At 63.2% G+C, this 18,946-nt stretch carries 17 protein-coding genes; 10 read left to right on the forward strand and 7 right to left on the reverse strand.

Annotated features, from left to right (window positions below; translation table 11 throughout):
• Positions 1-69: 69 nt before the first annotated feature.
• Both EN885_RS04615 and EN885_RS04620 read right to left on the reverse strand, forming a co-directional pair.
• Positions 70-1,386 carry an ABC transporter substrate-binding protein gene (locus EN885_RS04615; RefSeq protein WP_095488235.1) on the reverse strand — a complete coding sequence of 439 codons (1,317 nt, stop codon included), beginning with the start codon at positions 1,384-1,386 and terminating at the stop codon, positions 70-72.
• Positions 1,387-1,743: 357 nt separating this feature from the next.
• A complete protein-coding gene (locus EN885_RS04620; RefSeq protein ID WP_128243652.1) occupies positions 1,744-2,424 on the reverse strand; it encodes a TetR/AcrR family transcriptional regulator in 681 nt (226 codons plus the stop codon).
• Between the two features lie 296 nt (positions 2,425-2,720).
• Here EN885_RS04620 and EN885_RS04630 point away from each other — a divergent pair, with 296 nt between their 5' ends.
• From EN885_RS04630 to EN885_RS04650, 5 genes are all read left to right on the forward strand, one after another.
• Complete coding sequence (locus EN885_RS04630) at positions 2,721-3,917, forward strand: Tm-1-like ATP-binding domain-containing protein (protein ID WP_128244104.1); 1,197 nt, start codon at positions 2,721-2,723, stop codon at positions 3,915-3,917.
• An 11-nt stretch (positions 3,918-3,928) separates the two neighbouring features.
• Entirely contained in the window at positions 3,929-4,855 is a 927-nt protein-coding gene (locus EN885_RS04635) for a phosphoenolpyruvate hydrolase family protein (protein ID WP_128244103.1), read from the forward strand.
• A 4-nt stretch (positions 4,856-4,859) separates the two neighbouring features.
• On the forward strand, positions 4,860-5,282 hold the full coding sequence (locus tag EN885_RS04640) for a cupin domain-containing protein (RefSeq protein ID WP_128244102.1): 423 nt from the start codon (positions 4,860-4,862) through the stop codon (positions 5,280-5,282).
• Positions 5,283-5,493: 211 nt separating this feature from the next.
• Positions 5,494-6,195 carry a Crp/Fnr family transcriptional regulator gene (locus EN885_RS04645; protein WP_128244101.1) on the forward strand — a complete coding sequence of 234 codons (702 nt, stop codon included), beginning with the start codon at positions 5,494-5,496 and terminating at the stop codon, positions 6,193-6,195.
• An 85-nt stretch (positions 6,196-6,280) separates the two neighbouring features.
• Complete coding sequence (locus tag EN885_RS04650) at positions 6,281-6,526, forward strand: hypothetical protein (protein WP_128244100.1); 246 nt, start codon at positions 6,281-6,283, stop codon at positions 6,524-6,526.
• Positions 6,527-6,879: 353 nt separating this feature from the next.
• Here the strand turns inward: EN885_RS04650 and EN885_RS04660 are convergent, their stop codons facing one another.
• The gene (locus EN885_RS04660; protein WP_128244098.1) at positions 6,880-8,070 is read right to left on the reverse strand and encodes a Xaa-Pro peptidase family protein; all 1,191 of its coding nucleotides are present in this window, start codon (positions 8,068-8,070) and stop codon (positions 6,880-6,882) included.
• Positions 8,071-8,448: 378 nt separating this feature from the next.
• Here EN885_RS04660 and EN885_RS04665 point away from each other — a divergent pair, with 378 nt between their 5' ends.
• The 5 genes from EN885_RS04665 to EN885_RS04690 all read left to right on the forward strand — a co-directional run bounded on the left by EN885_RS04665 (position 8,449) and on the right by EN885_RS04690 (position 13,968).
• Complete coding sequence (locus EN885_RS04665) at positions 8,449-10,059, forward strand: ABC transporter substrate-binding protein (protein ID WP_128244097.1); 1,611 nt, start codon at positions 8,449-8,451, stop codon at positions 10,057-10,059.
• A 276-nt stretch (positions 10,060-10,335) separates the two neighbouring features.
• Complete coding sequence (locus EN885_RS04675) at positions 10,336-11,322, forward strand: ABC transporter permease (protein ID WP_128244096.1); 987 nt, start codon at positions 10,336-10,338, stop codon at positions 11,320-11,322.
• The gene (locus EN885_RS04680) at positions 11,319-12,149 is read left to right on the forward strand and encodes an ABC transporter permease (RefSeq protein ID WP_128244095.1); all 831 of its coding nucleotides are present in this window, start codon (positions 11,319-11,321) and stop codon (positions 12,147-12,149) included. Before EN885_RS04675 ends, EN885_RS04680 begins: the two co-directional genes overlap by 4 nt.
• Positions 12,146-13,165: an ABC transporter ATP-binding protein gene (locus tag EN885_RS04685; protein ID WP_128244094.1), complete on the forward strand. Its 1,020-nt coding sequence runs from the start codon at positions 12,146-12,148 to the stop codon at positions 13,163-13,165. The genes EN885_RS04680 and EN885_RS04685 overlap by 4 nt, the downstream gene beginning before the upstream one ends.
• A complete protein-coding gene (locus EN885_RS04690; RefSeq protein WP_128244093.1) occupies positions 13,162-13,968 on the forward strand; it encodes an ATP-binding cassette domain-containing protein in 807 nt (268 codons plus the stop codon). The genes EN885_RS04685 and EN885_RS04690 overlap by 4 nt, the downstream gene beginning before the upstream one ends.
• On the opposite strand, the gene ggt is transcribed toward EN885_RS04690, so the two are convergent.
• The 4 genes from ggt to EN885_RS04710 all read right to left on the reverse strand — a co-directional run bounded on the left by ggt (position 13,962) and on the right by EN885_RS04710 (position 18,859).
• A complete protein-coding gene (gene ggt / locus EN885_RS04695; RefSeq protein WP_128244092.1) occupies positions 13,962-15,548 on the reverse strand; it encodes a gamma-glutamyltransferase in 1,587 nt (528 codons plus the stop codon). The two genes, EN885_RS04690 and ggt, sit on opposite strands and share 7 nt — an antisense overlap.
• A 128-nt stretch (positions 15,549-15,676) precedes the next feature.
• Positions 15,677-16,531, reverse strand: a complete 855-nt coding sequence (locus EN885_RS04700) for a TIGR01459 family HAD-type hydrolase (protein WP_128244091.1) — start codon at positions 16,529-16,531, stop codon at positions 15,677-15,679.
• On the reverse strand, positions 16,528-17,814 hold the full coding sequence (locus EN885_RS04705) for an FGGY-family carbohydrate kinase (protein ID WP_128244090.1): 1,287 nt from the start codon (positions 17,812-17,814) through the stop codon (positions 16,528-16,530). Before EN885_RS04705 ends, EN885_RS04700 begins: the two co-directional genes overlap by 4 nt.
• A 1-nt stretch (position 17,815) precedes the next feature.
• On the reverse strand, positions 17,816-18,859 hold the full coding sequence (locus EN885_RS04710) for a class II aldolase/adducin family protein (RefSeq protein ID WP_128244089.1): 1,044 nt from the start codon (positions 18,857-18,859) through the stop codon (positions 17,816-17,818).
• Between the last annotated feature and the right edge of the window lie 87 nt (positions 18,860-18,946).

Consider the following 18,946-nt stretch of genomic DNA (forward strand, 5'->3'; position numbering starts at 1 on the left):
CGTTCCTTCCTTGTCCGGAAAAGAAAACGGAAGGGGCAGGCTACCGCCCCCTCCGAGCGTTAATGCCGTTTACTTCACGCGGTTGTATTTCTTGAACGTCGCGTTCCAATCCGCGGCGAGTGAATCGAGCACTTCCTTGGCCGTGCCCTGATTGCCGGTGATGTACGGATAGACGCGTTGGTTCATCTGGATGAGCAGCTCGGCATATTCCGGCGTCGCCCAGAAGTCCTTCACCTTGAACATGGTTTCGTAGAAGGCCTTGTTGTAAGGCGTGGCGTTTTGGAATTCAGGCGACTCGAGCACCTTGGCGCTTGCCGTGTAACCGCCGAGTTCCGCCCATTTCTTCTGCGTATCTTCCTTGATGAACCATTCCAGGAACTTCATCGCCTCTTCCTGATTCTGGGAATAGGAGATGACGGAGATGCCCTGGCCGCCGAGCGCGGCGAACTGGTCGCCGTTCGGTCCTGGAGGGTTGGCGAAGAAGCCGGTGGCCTTTGCATTCGGGTTCGAGGCTTCGTTGATGAGCGCCGGGAAGAAGGCGAAATAGTTCATGCTCATCGCCGCCAGGTTTTCGGTGATCGCCTGGTTGTCCTCGATGAAGAAGCTCTTGGCCCAACCAGGAGGAGTGAAGGAGTAGAGCTCCTTGTAAGCCTCGAGCGCCTTGACGTTCTGCTCGGAGTTGATGATCCCGTCGACCTTGTAACTGGCATAGTCGCCAAGTTCGCCGCCGAAGGAGAAGATGGCGTTCTCGACGCCCATCACCAGAGCGTCATACGAGTTATCGGTATAGATGGCGACGCCGTAGCGCTTCTCGTCGGGACGGTGGAAGAATTCGGCGATGTCGCGCAGCTGCTTCCAGTCCTTCGGTATGCCGAGATCGTAGCCGTACTTGGCCTTGAAGGCCTCCATCTCCTTCGGATCCTCGAACCAGTCCTTGCGATAGGACCAGCCGACCGCGTCGCCCTCGGCCGGGATCGACCAGTATTTGCCGGAGTTGGACGGATATTCGGCGTAGTATTTCACCGTCGCCGGCGCCATCACTTCCTTCAGATTGTGCTTGTTGAAGAAGTCGGTGAGGTCGACATAGTGGCCGGCCTCAGAGGCGGCGCCGATCCACTGGGAGTCGCCGACCACCATGTCGTAGGCGCTGCCCTTGGCGTTGAACTCGGTGAACGCCTTGGTCTGGAAGTCGGGCCAAGGCGTGGTTTCGACCGTGACCTTCACGCCGCTTTCGGCCTCGTAAAGGTTGACGAGTTCCTGCAAATAGTTTGCCGGATCCCATTCAGCCCAGAATATGGTGAGTTCCTTATCCTGCGCGTAGACGGACGTTCCGCAGGCGAGCACTAAGCCGATACCAGCAAGCATACTGGTCATTGTCTTGCGCATAATGATTTCCTCCCTTGTGCGCATTCTACCGTATCATGCGAGCCGGCGGCGAGCCGACCCTGGTAGTTCCTCCCGTGACGGCAGCGTTCCGGTTTTGAGCCTCCTCGCCCAGCCGAAAATGGCTCGCAGCCCTCACTTTTAATCCGCTTTATTGTCCTGATCTGGTATTACCAATTTCCGGCGCACGTCAAGCTCTTTCTTGGACGATGGCAGGCCCTCAGACAAGCGGATTCCAGCAACATCTGCCTGTTTTTCTTAAATTTTCCTACTCCTTGATACGCAAGAGCCTTGTTTTGGCTACGGCACCACGACTATTATCAGCAACTGGCAACGCCATCTGGTCGAACCAGATCAAGACTATTTCGTGGCTGTCGCTGGCGCGCTTCTGTCTCCTTCGGTCATCGATTCCATCACCGCAGCTCGTACCAGGGCGCCGGCCGCCCATTGCGCTACCGACATCATCTTGCGGCTGTCCAGCCCCCATATATCCTTCAGCACGATGAGTACTTCAACGCCGAAGATCAGCGACAGGGCCTGGGCCAGGCGCTTGAATTCGCGTGGCGGCAGCCTGTCCTTGAGCGGCGCGATTGCGTCCTTGAGCAGATCGACGCGATGGCCGCGCGTAAACGCCGGCTCGCCGCCCAGTGTGCCGGCCTGCCGCCGCGCCCACTGGTCGAGCGACAGCTTCAGCGCCGCCTTGAAGGTTGCCTCGAAGGCCTCGATGCGCGGCATGGCCGTGTCGAACAGTTCGACCACCCGGCGCTCGGGATCGGTCGAGGCTGATCTCCAGGTGAGGATCGGCCCGAGGCCTTCGTTGACCACCGCTTGCACCAGCGCCGCCTGGCTTGGAAAATACCGATAGGCAGTGGCGCGCGAGACTTCCGCCGCTTCGGCGACCTCGCTGACCGAGGGCGTGGCGCCCGCCTGCATCAGCCTTGTCGCCGTCTCCAGCATCAACCGCCTTGTGCGCGCCCGCGGTCCGCGCGCGGCAGAGCCGGCGTCTTCGGAAACCGCCGCTTGTTGACGTGAGACATTCATGTCAATACGATACGCGCGTCTCAAAAAATTGCAATGGCCATCCCTCTGGTTACGTTGAAGCCCCACGGCGCCCCCCTCTGTCCTGCCGGACATCTCCCCCACGAGGGGGGAGATTGGCTGTCATCTGCACCTTCGCCAATCTCCTACATCGCATGGAAGGCGCCGATCGAGCGAACTGCCGATCTCCACCCAAGTGGGGGAGATGTCCGGCAGGACAGAGGGGGGCGCCGTAGCGCACTCCGTTCTCATGTACTGAACGCGGCCACCGTTCAGCCAGCCCCCAGGGAGGCACGCCCATGAAGCGCGTCTATGTGGTGGGCACCGCCGACACCAAGGGTGAGGAACTAGCTTTTCTGGCCGATGCGGTCGCTGCCACCGGTGCTGCTGTCGCCCGTGTCGATGTCGGAACGCGCGATGCCACCGTGCCGGTCGATGTCCCGGCCAAAGAGGTCGCCGGCTACCATCCCGGTGGCAGCAGTGCCGTATTGGGCATCGACGACCGCGGCACCGCGGTCGCGGCAATGGCCATCGCCTTCACCCGGTTTGTCCAATCGCGCACCGATATATCAGGTGTGATCGGCATCGGCGGTGGTGGCGGCACTTCGATCATCACATCAGGCATGCGCGCTCTGCCGCTCGGCCTGCCGAAGATCATGGTCTCGACGCTCGCCTCGGGCGACACCGCGCCTTACATCGATGTCTCAGACATCGTCATGATGCCGTCGGTGACCGACATGGCCGGCCTGAACCGGCTTTCTCGTGTCGTGCTGCACAATGCCGCCCAGGCGATATCAGGCATGGCTGCAAAACCGGCGGCGCCGCCCGACGGCAAGCCGTCGATCGGGCTCACCATGTTCGGCGTCACCACGCCATGCGTGACGTCCATCGCCGAGCAGCTTCGCTCGACCTATGACTGCCTGGTCTTCCACGCCACCGGCACCGGCGGCCGCACCATGGAAAAGCTGGCCGACAGCGGCTTGCTGTCCGGCGTCATCGACATTACCACAACCGAGGTCTGCGACCTCTTGTTCGGCGGCGTGCTGCCTGCAACCGAAGACCGCTTCGGCGCGATCGCCCGCACGAAACTGCCCTATGTCGGCTCGGTCGGTGCGCTCGACATGGTGAATTTCTGGGCGCCGCCGACCATTCCGGAACGCTATAGCGGGCGGCTGTTTTACGAGCACAATCCGAACGTGACGCTGATGCGCACGACACCTGACGAAAGCCGCAAGATCGGCGAATGGATCGGCGCAAGGCTGAGCCTCTGTCAGGGACCGGTCCGGTTCCTCATTCCCGAAAAGGGCGTCTCGGCGCTCGACATCGAAGGCGGCGCCTTTTTCGACCCTGAAGCCGATGCAGCACTCTTCGAGGCCATTGAGCGCACGATCGTGCCTGATAACACGCGACGCGTGACGCGCCTGCCGCTGCACATCAACGACTCCGAATTCGCCAAGGCGGCAACAGCGGCCTTTCTCGACATCGCCGGACAGTGAGAGAAGAAAACATGGCCGCCATACCGCGCAAGAAAATCCTGGAAAAGTTCCGCAAGATGATTGCCGGCGGCGTGCCGATCGTCGGCGGCGGCGCCGGCACCGGCCTGTCGGCCAAGGCCGAGGAGGCCGGCGGCATCGACCTGATCATCATCTACAACTCCGGCCGCTACCGCATGGCCGGCCGCGGCTCGGCCGCCGGCCTTCTCGCCTATGGCAACGCCAATGAGATCGTCAAGGAAATGGCCTACGAGGTGCTGCCGGTGGTCAAGAAGACGCCGGTGCTGGCCGGCGTCAACGGCACCGATCCCTTCGTCATCATGCCGCTGCTGCTGGCCGAGTTGAAAACGATGGGTTTTTCCGGCGTGCAGAACTTTCCGACCATCGGCCTGTTCGACGGCCAGATGCGGCAGAGTTTTGAGGAAACCGGCATGGGCTTCGGCCTCGAGGTCGACATGATCGCCGCAGCACACGAGCTCGACCTCCTGACCACGCCCTATGTGTTCAACCCCGACGAGGCGCGCGCCATGACCAAGGCCGGCGCCGACATCGTTGTCGCCCATATGGGGGTGACCACCGGCGGCTCGATTGGCGCCACGTCGGCCAAGTCGCTGGACGACTGCGTGACGGAGATCGACGCGATCGCAGCCGCTGCGCGCTCGGTGCGCAAGGACGTTATCCTGCTTTGCCATGGCGGGCCGATCTCGATGCCGGACGACGCCCGATACATCCTCGAACGCTGCAAGGGCCTGCATGGCTTCTATGGCGCGAGCTCCATGGAACGGCTGCCGGCAGAAGCGGCGATCGCCAGGCAGACCACCGATTTCAAGGCCGTCACGCTCGAGCATCGGACCCAAAAGTGGGAACCGGTTTTGGGAAAATCCGATGCGCAAACAAAAAAAAGCGGTGCCAAAACGACTGCGAAGAAAAAGAAGGGATGAGACGATGACCGACCAGAGCAAGGTGTTCGTCTATCCGAAGGATGTCAGCGCTTTCGGCTTCGACTGGGGCAGACTGTCGCTGACGGTGGCGCCCGAGGTGAACGGCGCGACGCGTTTTTCCGGCGGCGTCGTCGACCTGCCGTCCGGCAAGGGCCACACGCGCCACAACCATCCCGGTGCCGAGGAGATCATCTTCGTCATATCGGGCAATGGCGAGCAGATGGTCGAGGACGAGACGGGCAATCCGGTCGTTGCGAAGGTCGGCCCCGGCTGCACCATCTATGTGCCGGAAAGCCGATTCCATTCGACGCTGAACACCGGCGACGGACCCATGCAACTCTTCGTCGTCTATTCGCCGGCCGGGCCGGAACTGGCGCTGCGCGACCTGCCGGATTTCAGACTGCTGCCGCCCGGCGGGAGTCATTAATTAGCAACTGGGTCGCCGGTGGCAGGTCGAATGCCTCCCGCCGGTTTGCTGGCAAACCATCTCGCCTCGCTTCGTGAGGAAACTCAGCTTCGGCGCCGGCGAGGCTTTGCCAATCGCGCATTAAAAGCCTATGATTCCATATCGGCCGCCAGCGGCTTCGGATGCAGCCGACAGTAAGAGGCACGCGCTCTTGCCCGTCAGGGAGAGAGCTGTGCCTCAATTCCCGCTTCGCAACCAGGTATTGAAAGCCCTCTCCTCAGAGGATTTCGCGCTTTTGCAGCCGACAATGCGTCACGTCGAACTGGGCATTAAAGCCCGGCTGGAAATCCCTTATCAGCCGATCGAGCATGTGTATTTTCCAGAAGCCGGTATCGCTTCGGTGGTCGCCACCATGACCGGAGGCCGGCAAAGCGAAGTCGGCATCATCGGCTATGACGGCATGACGGGGGTTGCAGTCATTCTCGGCCAGGACAGCTCTTCCAATGAAACCTATATCCAGGTCGCCGGCAATGGCTGGATCCTGCCGGCTGAAAATCTTCGCTCTGCGGTTGCAGAAAGCTCCACCCTTCGCGAGTCACTGCTCCGCTATGCCCACGCGTTCCTTATCCAGTCGTCCCGGACGGCACTCGTCAACGGTCATTCGAAAATCGAGGAACGGCTGGCCCGCTGGTTGCTGATGGTCCATGACCGCGCTGAAGGCAATAAGATCTACCTGACGCATGAATTTCTGGCGACCATGCTTGGCTCTCGCCGCCCAGGGGTTACCACTGCCCTTCAAATGCTTGAATATCGGGGGTTGGTTCACGCCAAGCGCGGCGAGATCACCATCGTCGACCGCGCCGGAATGATAAAGCTAACCCATGGCGCTTACGGCGAGGAGGAGCAACGCTATTTCGGCCTGGCCTCCGCTTGATTGTCCGCTTTCAGACATAATCTTGAAGACCGCCGCGAGTTGGCCGTAAATCATGTTGGCAACGGGTTTCAGGGAGGAAATCTTGATGACCAATACTTTTCACACCGTCACGGTTGAAAGGGCTGCCGAGGCCTATGTCCTTTCCAGAGGCAAGGCCCGCTTCCTTTCGATCGCACAGGCAATCCGCGCCATCCGAACACTCATGCCGGCTTGCAAGGCCACCGATCTCGAGTTGGAGGAGATGCTGGCGGAGGCATGCATCGCTCACGGTGTGCCCGTCGCTTTCGACGTAACAACGGCCGTTGGCGTAGAACCACGGCTTCATTCGTAGGGCCGGAGATGCCCGCGCTGGGGCAGACGCCTACCTTATCGGACGTTCGCCAGGCGATCGTCCGATACCTGATCGACAACGTCGGCAGGCCGAGCATTTCGATATCCGAGGTTAACCACTCCGTGAGGAGAATGTTTCCGCTTTGCGAACTCACGGATTGGGAACTTGGCGATCTCATTGCACGAAGGGCGATCGACGCTGGATTTGCGATTGATTTCGACGCGACGGAGCCCTGAGATCTGTCGAGGCGCACCAACGATTTCACGCCGTGCTTCCAGGAACAACGTTGGCAAGATCTGCTTGGGTCGACCTTGGTCGTTCAGAGTGATTGGGTTTTGATCGCAAAGCGCGTGCTAAGCCATCCCACCTCTGTTCCAGCCCCTGCCCCGATCGCCGAACATGACGTAACCGGCATCTGTCACCGCCACTGTGTCCTCGAGCTTGATGAAGCCGCGCGTCGGGTGGAGCATCGTCGTCTCGACCGAGAGCACCATGTTTTTCTCCAGCGGCTTTTCGGCGTAAGTGCCTTCATATGTCACCGGATGGTTGGTCATCAGGAACGGCGCTTCATGCGTGATCAATCCCATGCCATGGGCAAAGAAATCGGTATACGGCGCGACCTTCGACGCTTTCAGCACGCCCTCGGCATAGGAAATCATATCGCCGCCAAGCATGCCCGCGCGCACCTTGGAAAAGGCAGCCTGCTGCACCGTCTCGACCTCGGCCAGCAAATCCTCCAGTTCAGCGTCCGGCTCGCCTAAGATGCCCATGCGACAGAGGTCACCGATATAGCCGTGATAATTGCCGCCGGAATCGATCGACATCACCTCGCCCTTTTTCCACGCCTGTGGTGAGCCGGCGCGGTTATGGCTGGCGCCGAGCGTCAGCAGGCAATACTCGAAATGCGCGCCGCGATTGGTCTCCTCGCGCCTGAGCTGCTCGATGATCTCGGTCTTGGTCGTGCCTTCGCGTGCCCAGGCAGTGGTTGCCAGCATGGAATCGGTGATCAGTTCGGAGGCGATGCGCAGCTTCTCCAGCTCAGCTTCCGTCTTGATGGCACGCATCCGCTCCAGCATATCAGTCGCGTCGATCAGCTTGGCGTCCGGCAACGCCTTGCGGATCAGGGTGTAGGCATCCGACGGCAGGAAAGCCGGCTCGATGCCGATGCGGGCGTTGCCCTTGCCGATTTTCGTCAGGTGCTCAACCGCAAGATTGGCGGCGTCGAGCGTGCCCCAGCAGGCGGCGTGCAAGGTCGGCGTCCAGAACGGGTTGTTCTGGTGCTCGCCGCCCTCCATGCGGTTGCCGATATAGGCGGCATGCTCGGGCCCACCCTTCTCGTAGACAACAACAGGCAGATAGCGGCTGTGGCCGATCGCATCCATGGCGGCGAAGAAGATGAACTTGTAGCCGCCAAGCAGATATTGCGTGTTGTGCTTGGAGGTGGCGAGCAGCACATCGATGCCGGCCTCCTCCATCAGCCGATCGACCCTGGCATGATCGAACGGAATGGTGCTGACGGCATTCTTGCCCGGGGCGACGTTCATCTTTCTTTCTCCCTGAATTCCCTGGCCGGCCGGTCGCATCGCCGGTTGTCTTGGTCACGATACTCCGGCTGTCGGACAAATCTGCACTACTTTGCCCAGTCTGGTCCAGCCAGAATAGGTGAAACGCCCGTTTCGGCACACTCCGTCGTCGTATATCGCGATGCTTAACCTGATCTGGTCCTACCAGATAAGCTCCAATGAACCGCTTCCCTGTAACTGGTCCAGCGGACGAAATTTTCAAAGCCACGCCAGGATGCGCCAATTCCCTCTCTGGCGAAACCCTCGGCAAGGCTCATAATCAGCCTTGCAAGGATGCCGTCCGGCGTCCGAGGGTATTGGCCCACCCGGCCGGGTGGCTGAGAGGGACGGAGTTCGATCATGTCAGATGTCACGATTTCCAGACGCACCGTGCTTGCGGGTTCGGCATTGCTTCTGGCCTCGACGGCGCTGCCGACCATCGGTCTGGCACAGACGCCCAGGAAAGGCGGACGGCTGGTCGTCGCCGCCGATTCCGAGCCGCGCAACCTCAACCCGGCGATCGTCGCTTCCAACGGCGTGTTCTTCATCTCAAGCAAGGTCGTGGAGACGCTGGCCGAGGCATCCTTTGACGGCAAGGACGGGCTCGACCCGCGCCTGGCGACAAGCTGGGAGGGCGCCGCCGATGGCCTGTCGGTGACGTTCAAATTGCGCGAAGGCGTCAAATGGCATGACGGCAAGCCCTTCACGTCCGCCGACGTCGCCTTCTCAGCGCTGCAGATCTGGAAGCCGCTGCAGAATCTCGGCCGCACCGTGTTCAAGGACCTGGAGACCGTCGACACGCCCGACGAACTGACGGTGGTATTCAAATTCGCCAAGCCGACACCGTTCCAGTTGATCCGCAACGCCTTGCCGGCGCTGAGCAGCGTGGTGCCGAAGCACATCTACGAGACTGGAAAGATCGAAGAGAACCCGGCCAACAATGCGCCTGTCGGCACCGGCCCGTTCAAATTCGCCGAACACAAACCCGGCGAATATTATCGGCTGGAGAAGAATGTCGACTATTGGGGCAAGGACCAACCTTACCTCGACGAGATCATCTACCAGGTGCTGCCCGACCGCACTTCGGCGGCAAGCGCGCTTGAGGCCGAAGAGATCCAGCTCGCCGCCTTTTCCGCCGTACCGCTGGCCGACCTCGACCGCATCTCCAAAGTGCCTGGCCTCAAGGTGATCACCAAGGGTTACGAGGGCCTGACCTACCAGCTCGTCGTCGAGATCAACCATCGCCGCAAGGAGCTGGCCGACCTCAAGGTGCGCCAGGCGATCGCCCACGCCATCGACAAGGATTTCGTCGTCAAGACGGTGTTCCTTGGCTACGCCGCCACAGCCACCGGCCCGGTGCCGAGGAACGATCCGCAGTTCTATACGGCCGACGTGCCGACCTATGCCTTCGACGTGGCCAAGGCCAACGCCCTGCTCGACGAAGCCGGCTACAGCAAAGGCGACGACGGCAAGCGCTTCTCGCTGAAGCTGTTGCCGGCGCCCTACTTCAACGAGACCAAGCAGTTCGGCGACTATCTGCGCCAGGCGCTCGCCGCCATCGGCATTGACGCCCAGCTGGTCAACAACGACTCGGCCGCGCACATCAAGGCCGTCTACACCGACCACGCCTTCGACCTCGCGGTCGGGCCGCCGGTGTTCCGCGGCGACCCGGCGATCTCGACCACCATCCTGGTACAGAGCGGCATTCCCGACGGGGTGCCTTTCTCCAACCAGGGCGGCTACAAGAACGACGAGCTCGACGCCCTCATCGCCAAGGCATCCGAGACGCTTGATACCGCCGCGCGGACGGAGCTCTACAAGGAGTTTCAGAAAAAGGTCGCAGCCGACCTGCCGCTGATCAACGTCGCCGAATGGAGCTTCATCAGCGTTATCAGAGACACGGTGGGGAATGTCGCCAACAACCCGCGCTGGGCGGTATCGAACTGGGCGGACACCTGGCTGGAGGGGTGAGCTGCGATTAATTGAGATTGACCTTCGCCAGTAGGTGAAGTTGGTAATGTCCGTGCTCGACGATACCCCCCTCTGTCCTGCCGGACATCTCCCCCTCAAGGGGGGAGATTGGCTTGCTTTGATGCCGGCCCTTCCCTTAGCGATGTTTGCGATTGGCGCTACGGCGAGTGACGGCCGATCTCCCCCCTTGAGGGGGAGATGTCCGGCAGGACAAAGGGGGGCGCCTAGGCACTGCGCATCCCAGGATCGGCACATCGCCAAGCAGCCGGCGCCGCCATGACCCGCGCCCTCATCCTTCTTCGCCGCCGCCTCGTCGGCAGCATCTTCGTGCTGCTGATTGTCGTCATCGGCACTTTCCTTTTGCTGGAATCCGCGCCCGGTGACGCGGTCGACGCCTATATCGTCTCGACCGGCGGCGACGCCGGCATGATCGAATTGCTGCGCCATCGCTGGGGCCTCGACCAGTCGGCGCTGACGCGGCTTGCGAACTACCTCTGGGCGCTGCTGCATCTCGACCTCGGCCAGTCGGTCACCTTCTCGCGACCGATCCGCGAGGTGATCCTCGAACGCCTGCCCAACACGCTGCTTTTGATGGGCAGCGCCACCGCGCTCTCCTTCGGCCTCGGCTCGGCGCTCGGCATTTATGCCGGCGCCAGACCCGGCAGCTTTCGCGACCGTTTCCTGTCGATCGGCTCGCTGGCGCTCTATGCCGTGCCGGGCTTCTGGCTCGGGCTGGTGCTGATCATCGTCTTTGCCGTCGACCTGCGTTGGTTTCCGATCGGCGGCATCGAGAGCATCGCATCGGGCAAGACCGGCCTCGACCGCGCGATGGATATCGCCAGTCATCTCGTCCTGCCGGTGTCCGCACTCGGCTTTATCTATCTGGCACTTTATCTGCGCATGATGCGCGCCGGCATGGCCGAAGTCTGGCGGCAGGATTTTGTCCTCGCCGCTCGCGCCAAAGGCCTGTCCCGCCGCCGCATCGTGCTCGCCCACGTCGCCCGCAACGCGCTGCTGCCGCTGGTCACCATGCTCGGCCTGCAATCGGCCCAGATGCTGGGCGGCAGCGTCGTCATCGAAAGCGTCTTTTCGGTGCCCGGCCTTGGCCGGTTGGCGCAGGAAGCGGTGGCTGCGCGCGACACCCCGCTGCTGCTCGGCATCATTCTCGTCAGCGCCGTTCTGGTTATCGTCATCAACCTTCTCGTCGACATCGCCTACGCCTTCCTCGATCCGCGCGTCGGCGCCAGCGAGGCCGGTGCGTGAGCCCGCTTCAACGTTTTTTCCGCAAGCCGGAAGCGGTCGCCGGCGCGATCATCCTGGCGGCGCTGTGCGCCATGGCGCTTGCCGCACCACTGTTCTTTCCCGGCGATCCGCAAGCCATTGCCGGGCCGGCATTGCTGCCACCCTTTCAGGACTGGTCGCTGCCGCTCGGCACCGACAGGCTCGGCCGCGATGTGCTGGCCGAGCTTTTCCACGGCGCCCGCACCTCGCTGGCGGTCGGGCTGGCGGCGGCAGCCACAGCCCTTGCCGTCGGCGCGACAGTTGGCACGCTGGCCGGCTTTGCCGGCGGCGGCGTCGACGAAGTGCTGATGCGTATCACCGACGCCTTCCAGACTGTGCCGAGCTTCCTGCTGGCGCTGGCCTTCGTCAGCGTCGTCGGCCCATCGCTCGGTGTCGTCGTCGCGGCGATCGCGCTCGGTGCCTGGACGGGGCCAGCGCGTGTTGCCCGTGCAGAAGTGCTGTCGATCCGCGAGCGCGATTTTGTTGCTGGCGCCCGCGTCATCGGCATGCATCCGCTGGAGATCGCCTTTCGCGAAGTGCTGCCCAACGCATTGCCGCCGGTACTGGCATTGTCGTCGGTGATCGTCGCCGCGGCGATCCTCACAGAGGCGGCCCTTTCGTTTCTCGGCCTCGGCGACCCAAACCGCGTGACCTGGGGCGGCATGATCGCCGAAGGCCGCGCCGTGCTGCGCATCGCGCCTTTTTTGTCGATCATTCCCGGTGTAGCGCTCGTGCTGACCGTGCTCGGTGTCTATCTCGCCGGCGAAGGCGTCGTCGAGACGACAGCGGTGAGAAGGAGCCTGTCGTGACGGCACTGCTTTCGATCCGCGATCTGACGGTGACCTACCGCCGCGATGGCAGCGAGGTGGCGGCGCTGAACCATATCAGCTTCGATGTCGCCGCCGGCGAGCGCCTCGCCATCATCGGCGAGAGCGGCTCGGGCAAGAGCACGCTGGCGCTGGCCATTGCCGGGCTGCTGCCGGCTTCCGCCAGGATTGGCGGCCGTATTGACTGGTTTTTGCGATCGCCGTCATCCTGGGGCGCCAAGGCACCCCCCTCTGTCCTGCCGGACATCTCCCCCTCAAGGGGGGAGATTGCGCTCTCATCTCCGCCTTCGCCGATCTCCAAGGTTGCAGGAAGGGACCCAACAGCGAAACTGCTAATCTCCCCCCTTGAGGGGGAGATGTCCGGCAGGACAGAGGGGGGCCTCATGGAACGCAAAGCTCAAAAATCCGTCGCCAAACCCACCCACACCCCCCTCGGTGGCCGCGACATCGGCTTCGTCTTCCAGGACCCGTCGGCCAGCCTCGATCCAGTGATGGCGGTCGGCGAGCAAATCGCGGAAGTCGCGCGCACGCATCTCGGCCTTACTTGGTCGCAATCCTATGCCAAGGCAAAAACCCTGCTCGAGCGTGTCCGCCTGCCCGACCCGGACGCCGCTTTGCGCGCCTATCCGCACCAGCTTTCCGGCGGCCAGAAGCAGCGCGTGGCGATCGCCGCAGCGATCGCGGCCGGTCCGAAACTGCTGATCGCCGATGAGGCGACCAGCGCGCTTGACACCATCGTGCAGGCCGAGATCGTCGCGCTGATCCGGAAATTGGTGGCCGAGGACGGCATGACGCTGCTGTTCGTCAGCCACGACATCGCATTGGCCGCCGATCTGGCCGAGCGCATCACCGTATTCCAGCACGGCGAGCTGGTCGAGATCGGTGCGACGGCGCAGATCATCGCTAGGCCGCGCCACGCCTACACAAGAGCGCTGCTCGACGCCCATCTCGGCCTCGACGCCGAACCGCTGCTGCGGCAGGCCGGAACGTCAGCATGAACAGCCCATTGCTGGCCGTTTCCGGCCTGACCAAACGATATCGTCGCGGCGGCAAGACGATTGCCGCCGTCGATGACGTTTCCTTCGACATCGAGCCCGGCGAGACGCTGGCGTTGGCCGGGCCTTCCGGCAGCGGCAAGTCGACGATCGCGCGGCTACTGTTGCGGCTGATCGAACCGGACGGCGGCCGCATCGAGTTCGAAGGCGGCGATTTCCTGTCCCTGAACGGCGCGTCCTTGCGCGCCCGGCGCGCGTACATGCAAATGGTGTTCCAGGACCCGCTTGCTGCCTTCAACCCGCGCGCCAGCGTCGCACGCGTGCTCGACGACCCCCTGCGCATCCATGGCATCGCCTCTCGACAGGAGCGCCCGCGCCGCATCGCTGCTTTGCTGGAGCGCGTCGGCCTGAGCGCTGATCTCGCCGGCCGCGGCATCCACGAGATTTCAGGCGGCCAGCGCCAGCGCGTCGCGATTGCCCGCGCCATCGCGACAAAGCCATCGCTGATCGTGCTCGACGAAGCAGTGTCTGCGCTCGACGTATCCGTGCGCCGACAGATCCTGCAATTGCTGCTCGATCTGCAGCGCGAGGAACGGATCGCCTATCTGTTCATTTCGCATGATCTCGGCGTTATCAGCGCCATCGCCCATCGTATCGTCATCCTCGACGCCGGTCGCACCGCCGAGAGCGGCGACGCCCGTGCCGTCATCGATGCGCCGCAGTCGGCGATCGGCAAGGCGCTGGTGGCGGCAGCGCCAAAACTGAACAGGACCAGCAAAGGCTCAGACGCAGCCGATCGTCAGTAACCGAGCGCGCAACCATCCTTGCGTGGATCGGACGCGCCGGTAAGCGTCCCCTTGTCCCAGTCGATCAGCACCAACTGACCGCCGCCATGCGGCTCGGTCGCGATGGACAACTGGTGGCCTCGTTCGCGCAGGCCGGCGATCGCCTCGCCCGGAACCCCGCGCTCTGCCTCCACAGTGTTCTGTCTGTAAAACACTCGTGGCGCATCCAGCGCCTCCTGCGGGTCCATGCCGAAATCGATCATGTTGGTGAGCAGGTGGACATGGCCGAACGGCTGGTAGCCACCGCCCATCACGCCGAACGGCATGATCGCCCGGCCCTTGGCTGTCACCATGCCCGGCATGATGGTGTGCATGGGGCGTTTTCCCGGTGCGATGCAGTTTGGGTGGTCCGCCGCCAGGCAGAAGCTGCTGCCGCGGTTCTGCAGCACGACCCCGGTTTTTGGGCCAACCACCCCGCTGCCGAACGAATGAAAAGTCGAGTTGATGAAGCTGACCGCATTACGGTCGCGGTCGACCACCGAGATGTAGACGGTATCGCTCGGCTGAAGCTCAAGCCGAGGCAGATGCGTCATCGCGCGCGCCGGATCGATCTCGGCGCGAAGCTGGTCCGCATGGGATCTGGACAACAACTGCTCAACGGGAACATGGACGTGGTTCTGGTCGCCGATGAAATTGTCGCGATCCTGATAGGCAAGCCGCCCCGCCTCGATCTCGAGGTGAAAGCGCTCGGCGCCGTTCGGCTCCAGCGAGCCGAGCGAAAAGCCCGACAGCACATTCAGCATGATCAGTGCCGTCAGGCCCTGGTTGTTCGGCGGCATCTGATGGATGTCGTAGCCTCGGTAGGATGTGCCGACCGGCTTGACATAGTCGCCCTTCGTCGCCGCGAAATCCTCGAGCGCATGCAGCCCGCCAAGGGCACGCAGACGCGACACCAAGTCGTCGGCAACCTCGCCTTCATAAAAGCCGGCGCGGCCACGGCGCGAGACGATGCGCAAGGTGTCGGCCAGTTGCGGCTGCCGATGCAGCTCGCCGGCCAGCGGTGCCCTTCCGTCCGGCAGGAATATCCGCGCGGCATGTTCGTCGGCGGCCAGCAAGGCAGCACTGTCAGCCCAGTCGAAGGCGACGCGATCTTGGACGACATAGCCCTGCTCGGCGTAACGTATGGCGGGCGCCAGCGCGGCGTCGATGCCCTTTCTGCCGTGATCCTCGAGCAGCCGGCACCAGGCGTCGATGGCCCCCGGCACGGTAACCGCGTGCGGACCTGATTCAGGCAGCGCGTCATGCCCCCTGTCCAGATACCACTCAGCCGTCGCTGCTGCAGGTGCGCGGCCCGAGCCGTTGAAGGCCAGAACCTCGCCTTGGCCGTTGGGGCAGTAAAGGACGAAACAGTCGCCGCCGATACCGGTCGATTGCGGCTCGACGACTGCCTGCACCGCAGCCGCGCACACGGCTGCATCCATCGCGTTGCCGCCGGACCGCAGCATCTCGACCGCCGCCAGTGTCGCCAGCGGGTGCGATGTCGCGGCCATCGCTTCCGTCGCACGAACCGGCGACCGCCCAGGGAGTTGAAAATCACGCATGCGAGATCAATAGCCTCCGACCAACCAGATGTGAACTGGCAACGGCAGCCAAAGAGCTACGCCACCGAAAGCACCACGACCGACACCACAATCACCGTGCAGCGCTCAACCTTGGGAGATCGCCGAGCTCAATCCGCAAACTTGAAAAGATCTGTCGTGTAATCCGGGTATGCGTTCAGCCCATCGAAAAGGTCGGCCAGGTCAGGGGTGTCCGCCAGTATTCCTGATAAGACCAGCGCAGTCGCCACGCCGGCGCCAATTCCACCGGCGATATCGTGTTCGACGCTGTCGCCGACACAGACCACGGTGCTTCGGTCCGGGTTGCCCGCCAGCGCCAGCGCGGCATCGAAGATCGGCGCGTAGGGCTTGCCAATGCGGGTGACGCTGCCGCCGAGGCTCTCGTAGAGGTCCGCAAGCTGGCCGGCGCCAAAGCGGGGGCCTACTGCCGTCAGCATGATCTTGTCGGGGTTGGTGCAGAAGCACGGCACCTGCCGCATTGCTGCCGGTTCAAAAAGTCTGCGATAATGCTCGAGATCGTAGCGATCGCCCTCGCTGGCGGCGATCAGCACCAGCTCGGCATCGTCGCCGTCGCTGGTCAACGCGAAAGACAGACCTTCAATCGCCGAGCGGTCGCCTTCCCTGCTGATCAGCAGGCACTTGGTGTTTGGACGCAGCTTTCCAGATGCCGCCATTTCATGAAACGACCGCCACGCGATCTCGCCGGAAGAGACAAATTGATCCCAGCTTCCTGGTTCGAAGCCGAGCTTCAGCAAGCGGGCCTCGTTGGGCCGTGCCCGCCTGCCCGAGTTCGAGACCAGCACAATCGTCTTGCCTGCGCGCTTCAGCGCCGACAATGCCTCCACGGCGCCCGGATAAGGATTGGTGCCATCGTGCAGCACGCCGAACTGATCGAGCAGGAACACCTGATAGCGCTCAACCAGCGCGCCGATGCCGTCTAGATGCTCAATTGTTTTCGTGCTCACGAAAGCCCCGCTTCGATTGCGCCCACCAGCGCCAGCCGCGCCGTGCCGGCAGCCGCCTCGTCCGAAAGCGCCGGCAAGAAACCGACGCCCAGCTTGCGCTGCCGGATCGCGGTCCAGGCAGGATTTGCCGCACCGCCGCCGACGCTTCTGACCGACGTCAGTCGCGGGGCGCCGAGCTCGGCAAGCCGGCGATAGCCGAGCGCCTCGATCCCGGCAATGCCCTCCAACATCGCTTTCAGATAGTCGGCGTCGTCCGCAGGCCGCGGCGTCAGGCGTGGCGGCAGAGCAGGATCGGCGATCGGAAAGCGTTCGCCGACCGCCGGAAGCGGATAATAGTTGAGGCCGGTCTCCGTCGTGGGGTCGATCGCCGCACTCAGCTCGATGATGCGCGCGAGGGGAAAATGCTGCGCCAGCACCTTGCCCCCCGAATTCGACGCACCACCCGCCAGATAGGCATCTCCCAACCGGTGACTATAGATGCCGAACTGCGGCGCCGAGATCGGCCGGTCGGAGAGGATCTTGATGGTCAGCGAGGACCCCAGCGCGGTGACGCCATCGCCAACTGCCGCAGCGCCCGTCGCCAGGAACGACGCGCAGCCGTCCGTCGTCCCGGCGACCACGGCGACGTCACGCTCCAGGCCGAACAGGTCCGCAGCGCTCGCGGTGAGCGTTCCGACCACATCGCCCGGTTTGACGACATCGGGAAGGAATTCCATGCGCATGCCAGTTGCCGCGATCCAGTCCGGCCAGCGGCGGCCCTCGACGTCGTAGCCGGTTTTCAGGGCATTGTTCTCGTCGCTGATATCGAAGCGGCCGGAGAACTGCCCCGCGATCCAGTCGGCCTGATGCAGCACCGCGGCGACGCCGGGCAGGCGCCGGAACGACAGCGCCTTGGCGAGACCGGACGTTGGCCCAAGTGCTGCGCTCGTTGCCGGCGCCTCGCGCGCGATCACGGCGAGGATCGCGTCGTCGTCGACTTTGTCGTTGTACATCAGCGGCTCGACCAGCGGCCGCCCGGCGCCGTCGACCGGCAGCAACGTGCCCGAAGTGCCGTCGACGGCAATCGACCGGACCGCCGCGCGATCGATGCCTGAAAGCAGTTCCGTCAGCGCCGCGCCGACCGCTGACCACCACACCGAGGGGTCGCGGGCATCCTGGCCAAATCTGTCGAGTGGAACGGCGGAACGCGCGGCTATCGAAAAGTCCGGCCGCATAGCGACGGCGCGCGCACCTGATGTGCCGATATCGATGCCGATCGAAAGCTGGTCGATTGAACGCGCCATGTCAGCCGCCGGCGGCATTGAGTTTCTGGCGATACTGCTCGGCGTCCCAGTTGATCAGTTCATCATTCTCCGCGGCGGTCAGATAGTTCAGCTTCGCCGCGACGTCGACCCGCGCCGTCACGTCGGCGAGGCAGCGTTGCATGGCATCGGCGCCGGCACTTGCGTCGCCGCGCATCAGCACGCCAAGCCCGGGAAACAGGATTGCCGCGGGTGCCGTGCCGCACCGTTCGGTGACACGCTTCACATCCTCGCCAGGTCTCGCCACGACCGAACCCTGGCCGAGAAAGATGACGTGATCGGGATAGAGGCTGCCTCCCGACGCCATGCGGCAGCTTTCCGGATCGATCGCGGCCGCATGCGCTTCGATATCCGCCGGCAACCTGTAACCGGTGCGTCCGATGAGCGCTGTCAATGCGGCAACGTTCGGCTCCACCACCTCGCGCGGCGGCCGCGCCAGCAGCCCTGCGACGCGACGCAGCAGTGCCTCGGCGTCAGCGACGGTCTCGGCAGCGACGACCAGCCCGTGATTGCCAAGGATCAGCACATCGACGCCTGGCCGAAGGCGCTCGGCAATGCCCTGGGCAAGCGGCAGGCCCGGTCGGCGATAGGCAACATACGCCCATTCGATGCCATCCAGGCGCTTGGCGATTTGAGCCTCGCAGTCGGCCTGCACGGCAAGCGAAATGGTGTCGACGCAGTGGACATGCAGAACGACGCGCTGCGGCATCAGCGCATGAACCGTGGTCTCGATCGAGGGACGCAGCCTGCGGGCATTGAGCGCCTCGATGGCGAAACCTTGTGGCTGATCGGCGGCCGGGTCGCGCTGCTCGACAGCCCTAAGCAGCGGGGGGATCGCTACGGGAACCATGATGTCCTCGACGAGCGCATTCTTCAACCAAGTACCGGAAGCCTTGATCCAGAGTGTGTCGCCAGCCTTCAGCGAAGTGTTGCCGCCCGCGGCCTGGGTCAAATGCGGGTCGCGCCCGATGCTGGCCGAAAGCGATCGCAAAGCAGCCAATTCCTGCGCATCCGCATAGTTTGCCATCGAAATTCCTCCACAAACCGGCCGCGTGGCCACGGCTTTGGATGTCCCGCTGCCGGGATAATGGTTGACGCTGGTATCGCAGATGCG

Origin of the sequence: Mesorhizobium sp. M6A.T.Cr.TU.014.01.1.1 (assembly GCF_004022765.1) — a bacterium.
Taxonomy (GTDB): Bacteria; Pseudomonadota; Alphaproteobacteria; order Rhizobiales; family Rhizobiaceae; genus Mesorhizobium; species Mesorhizobium mediterraneum.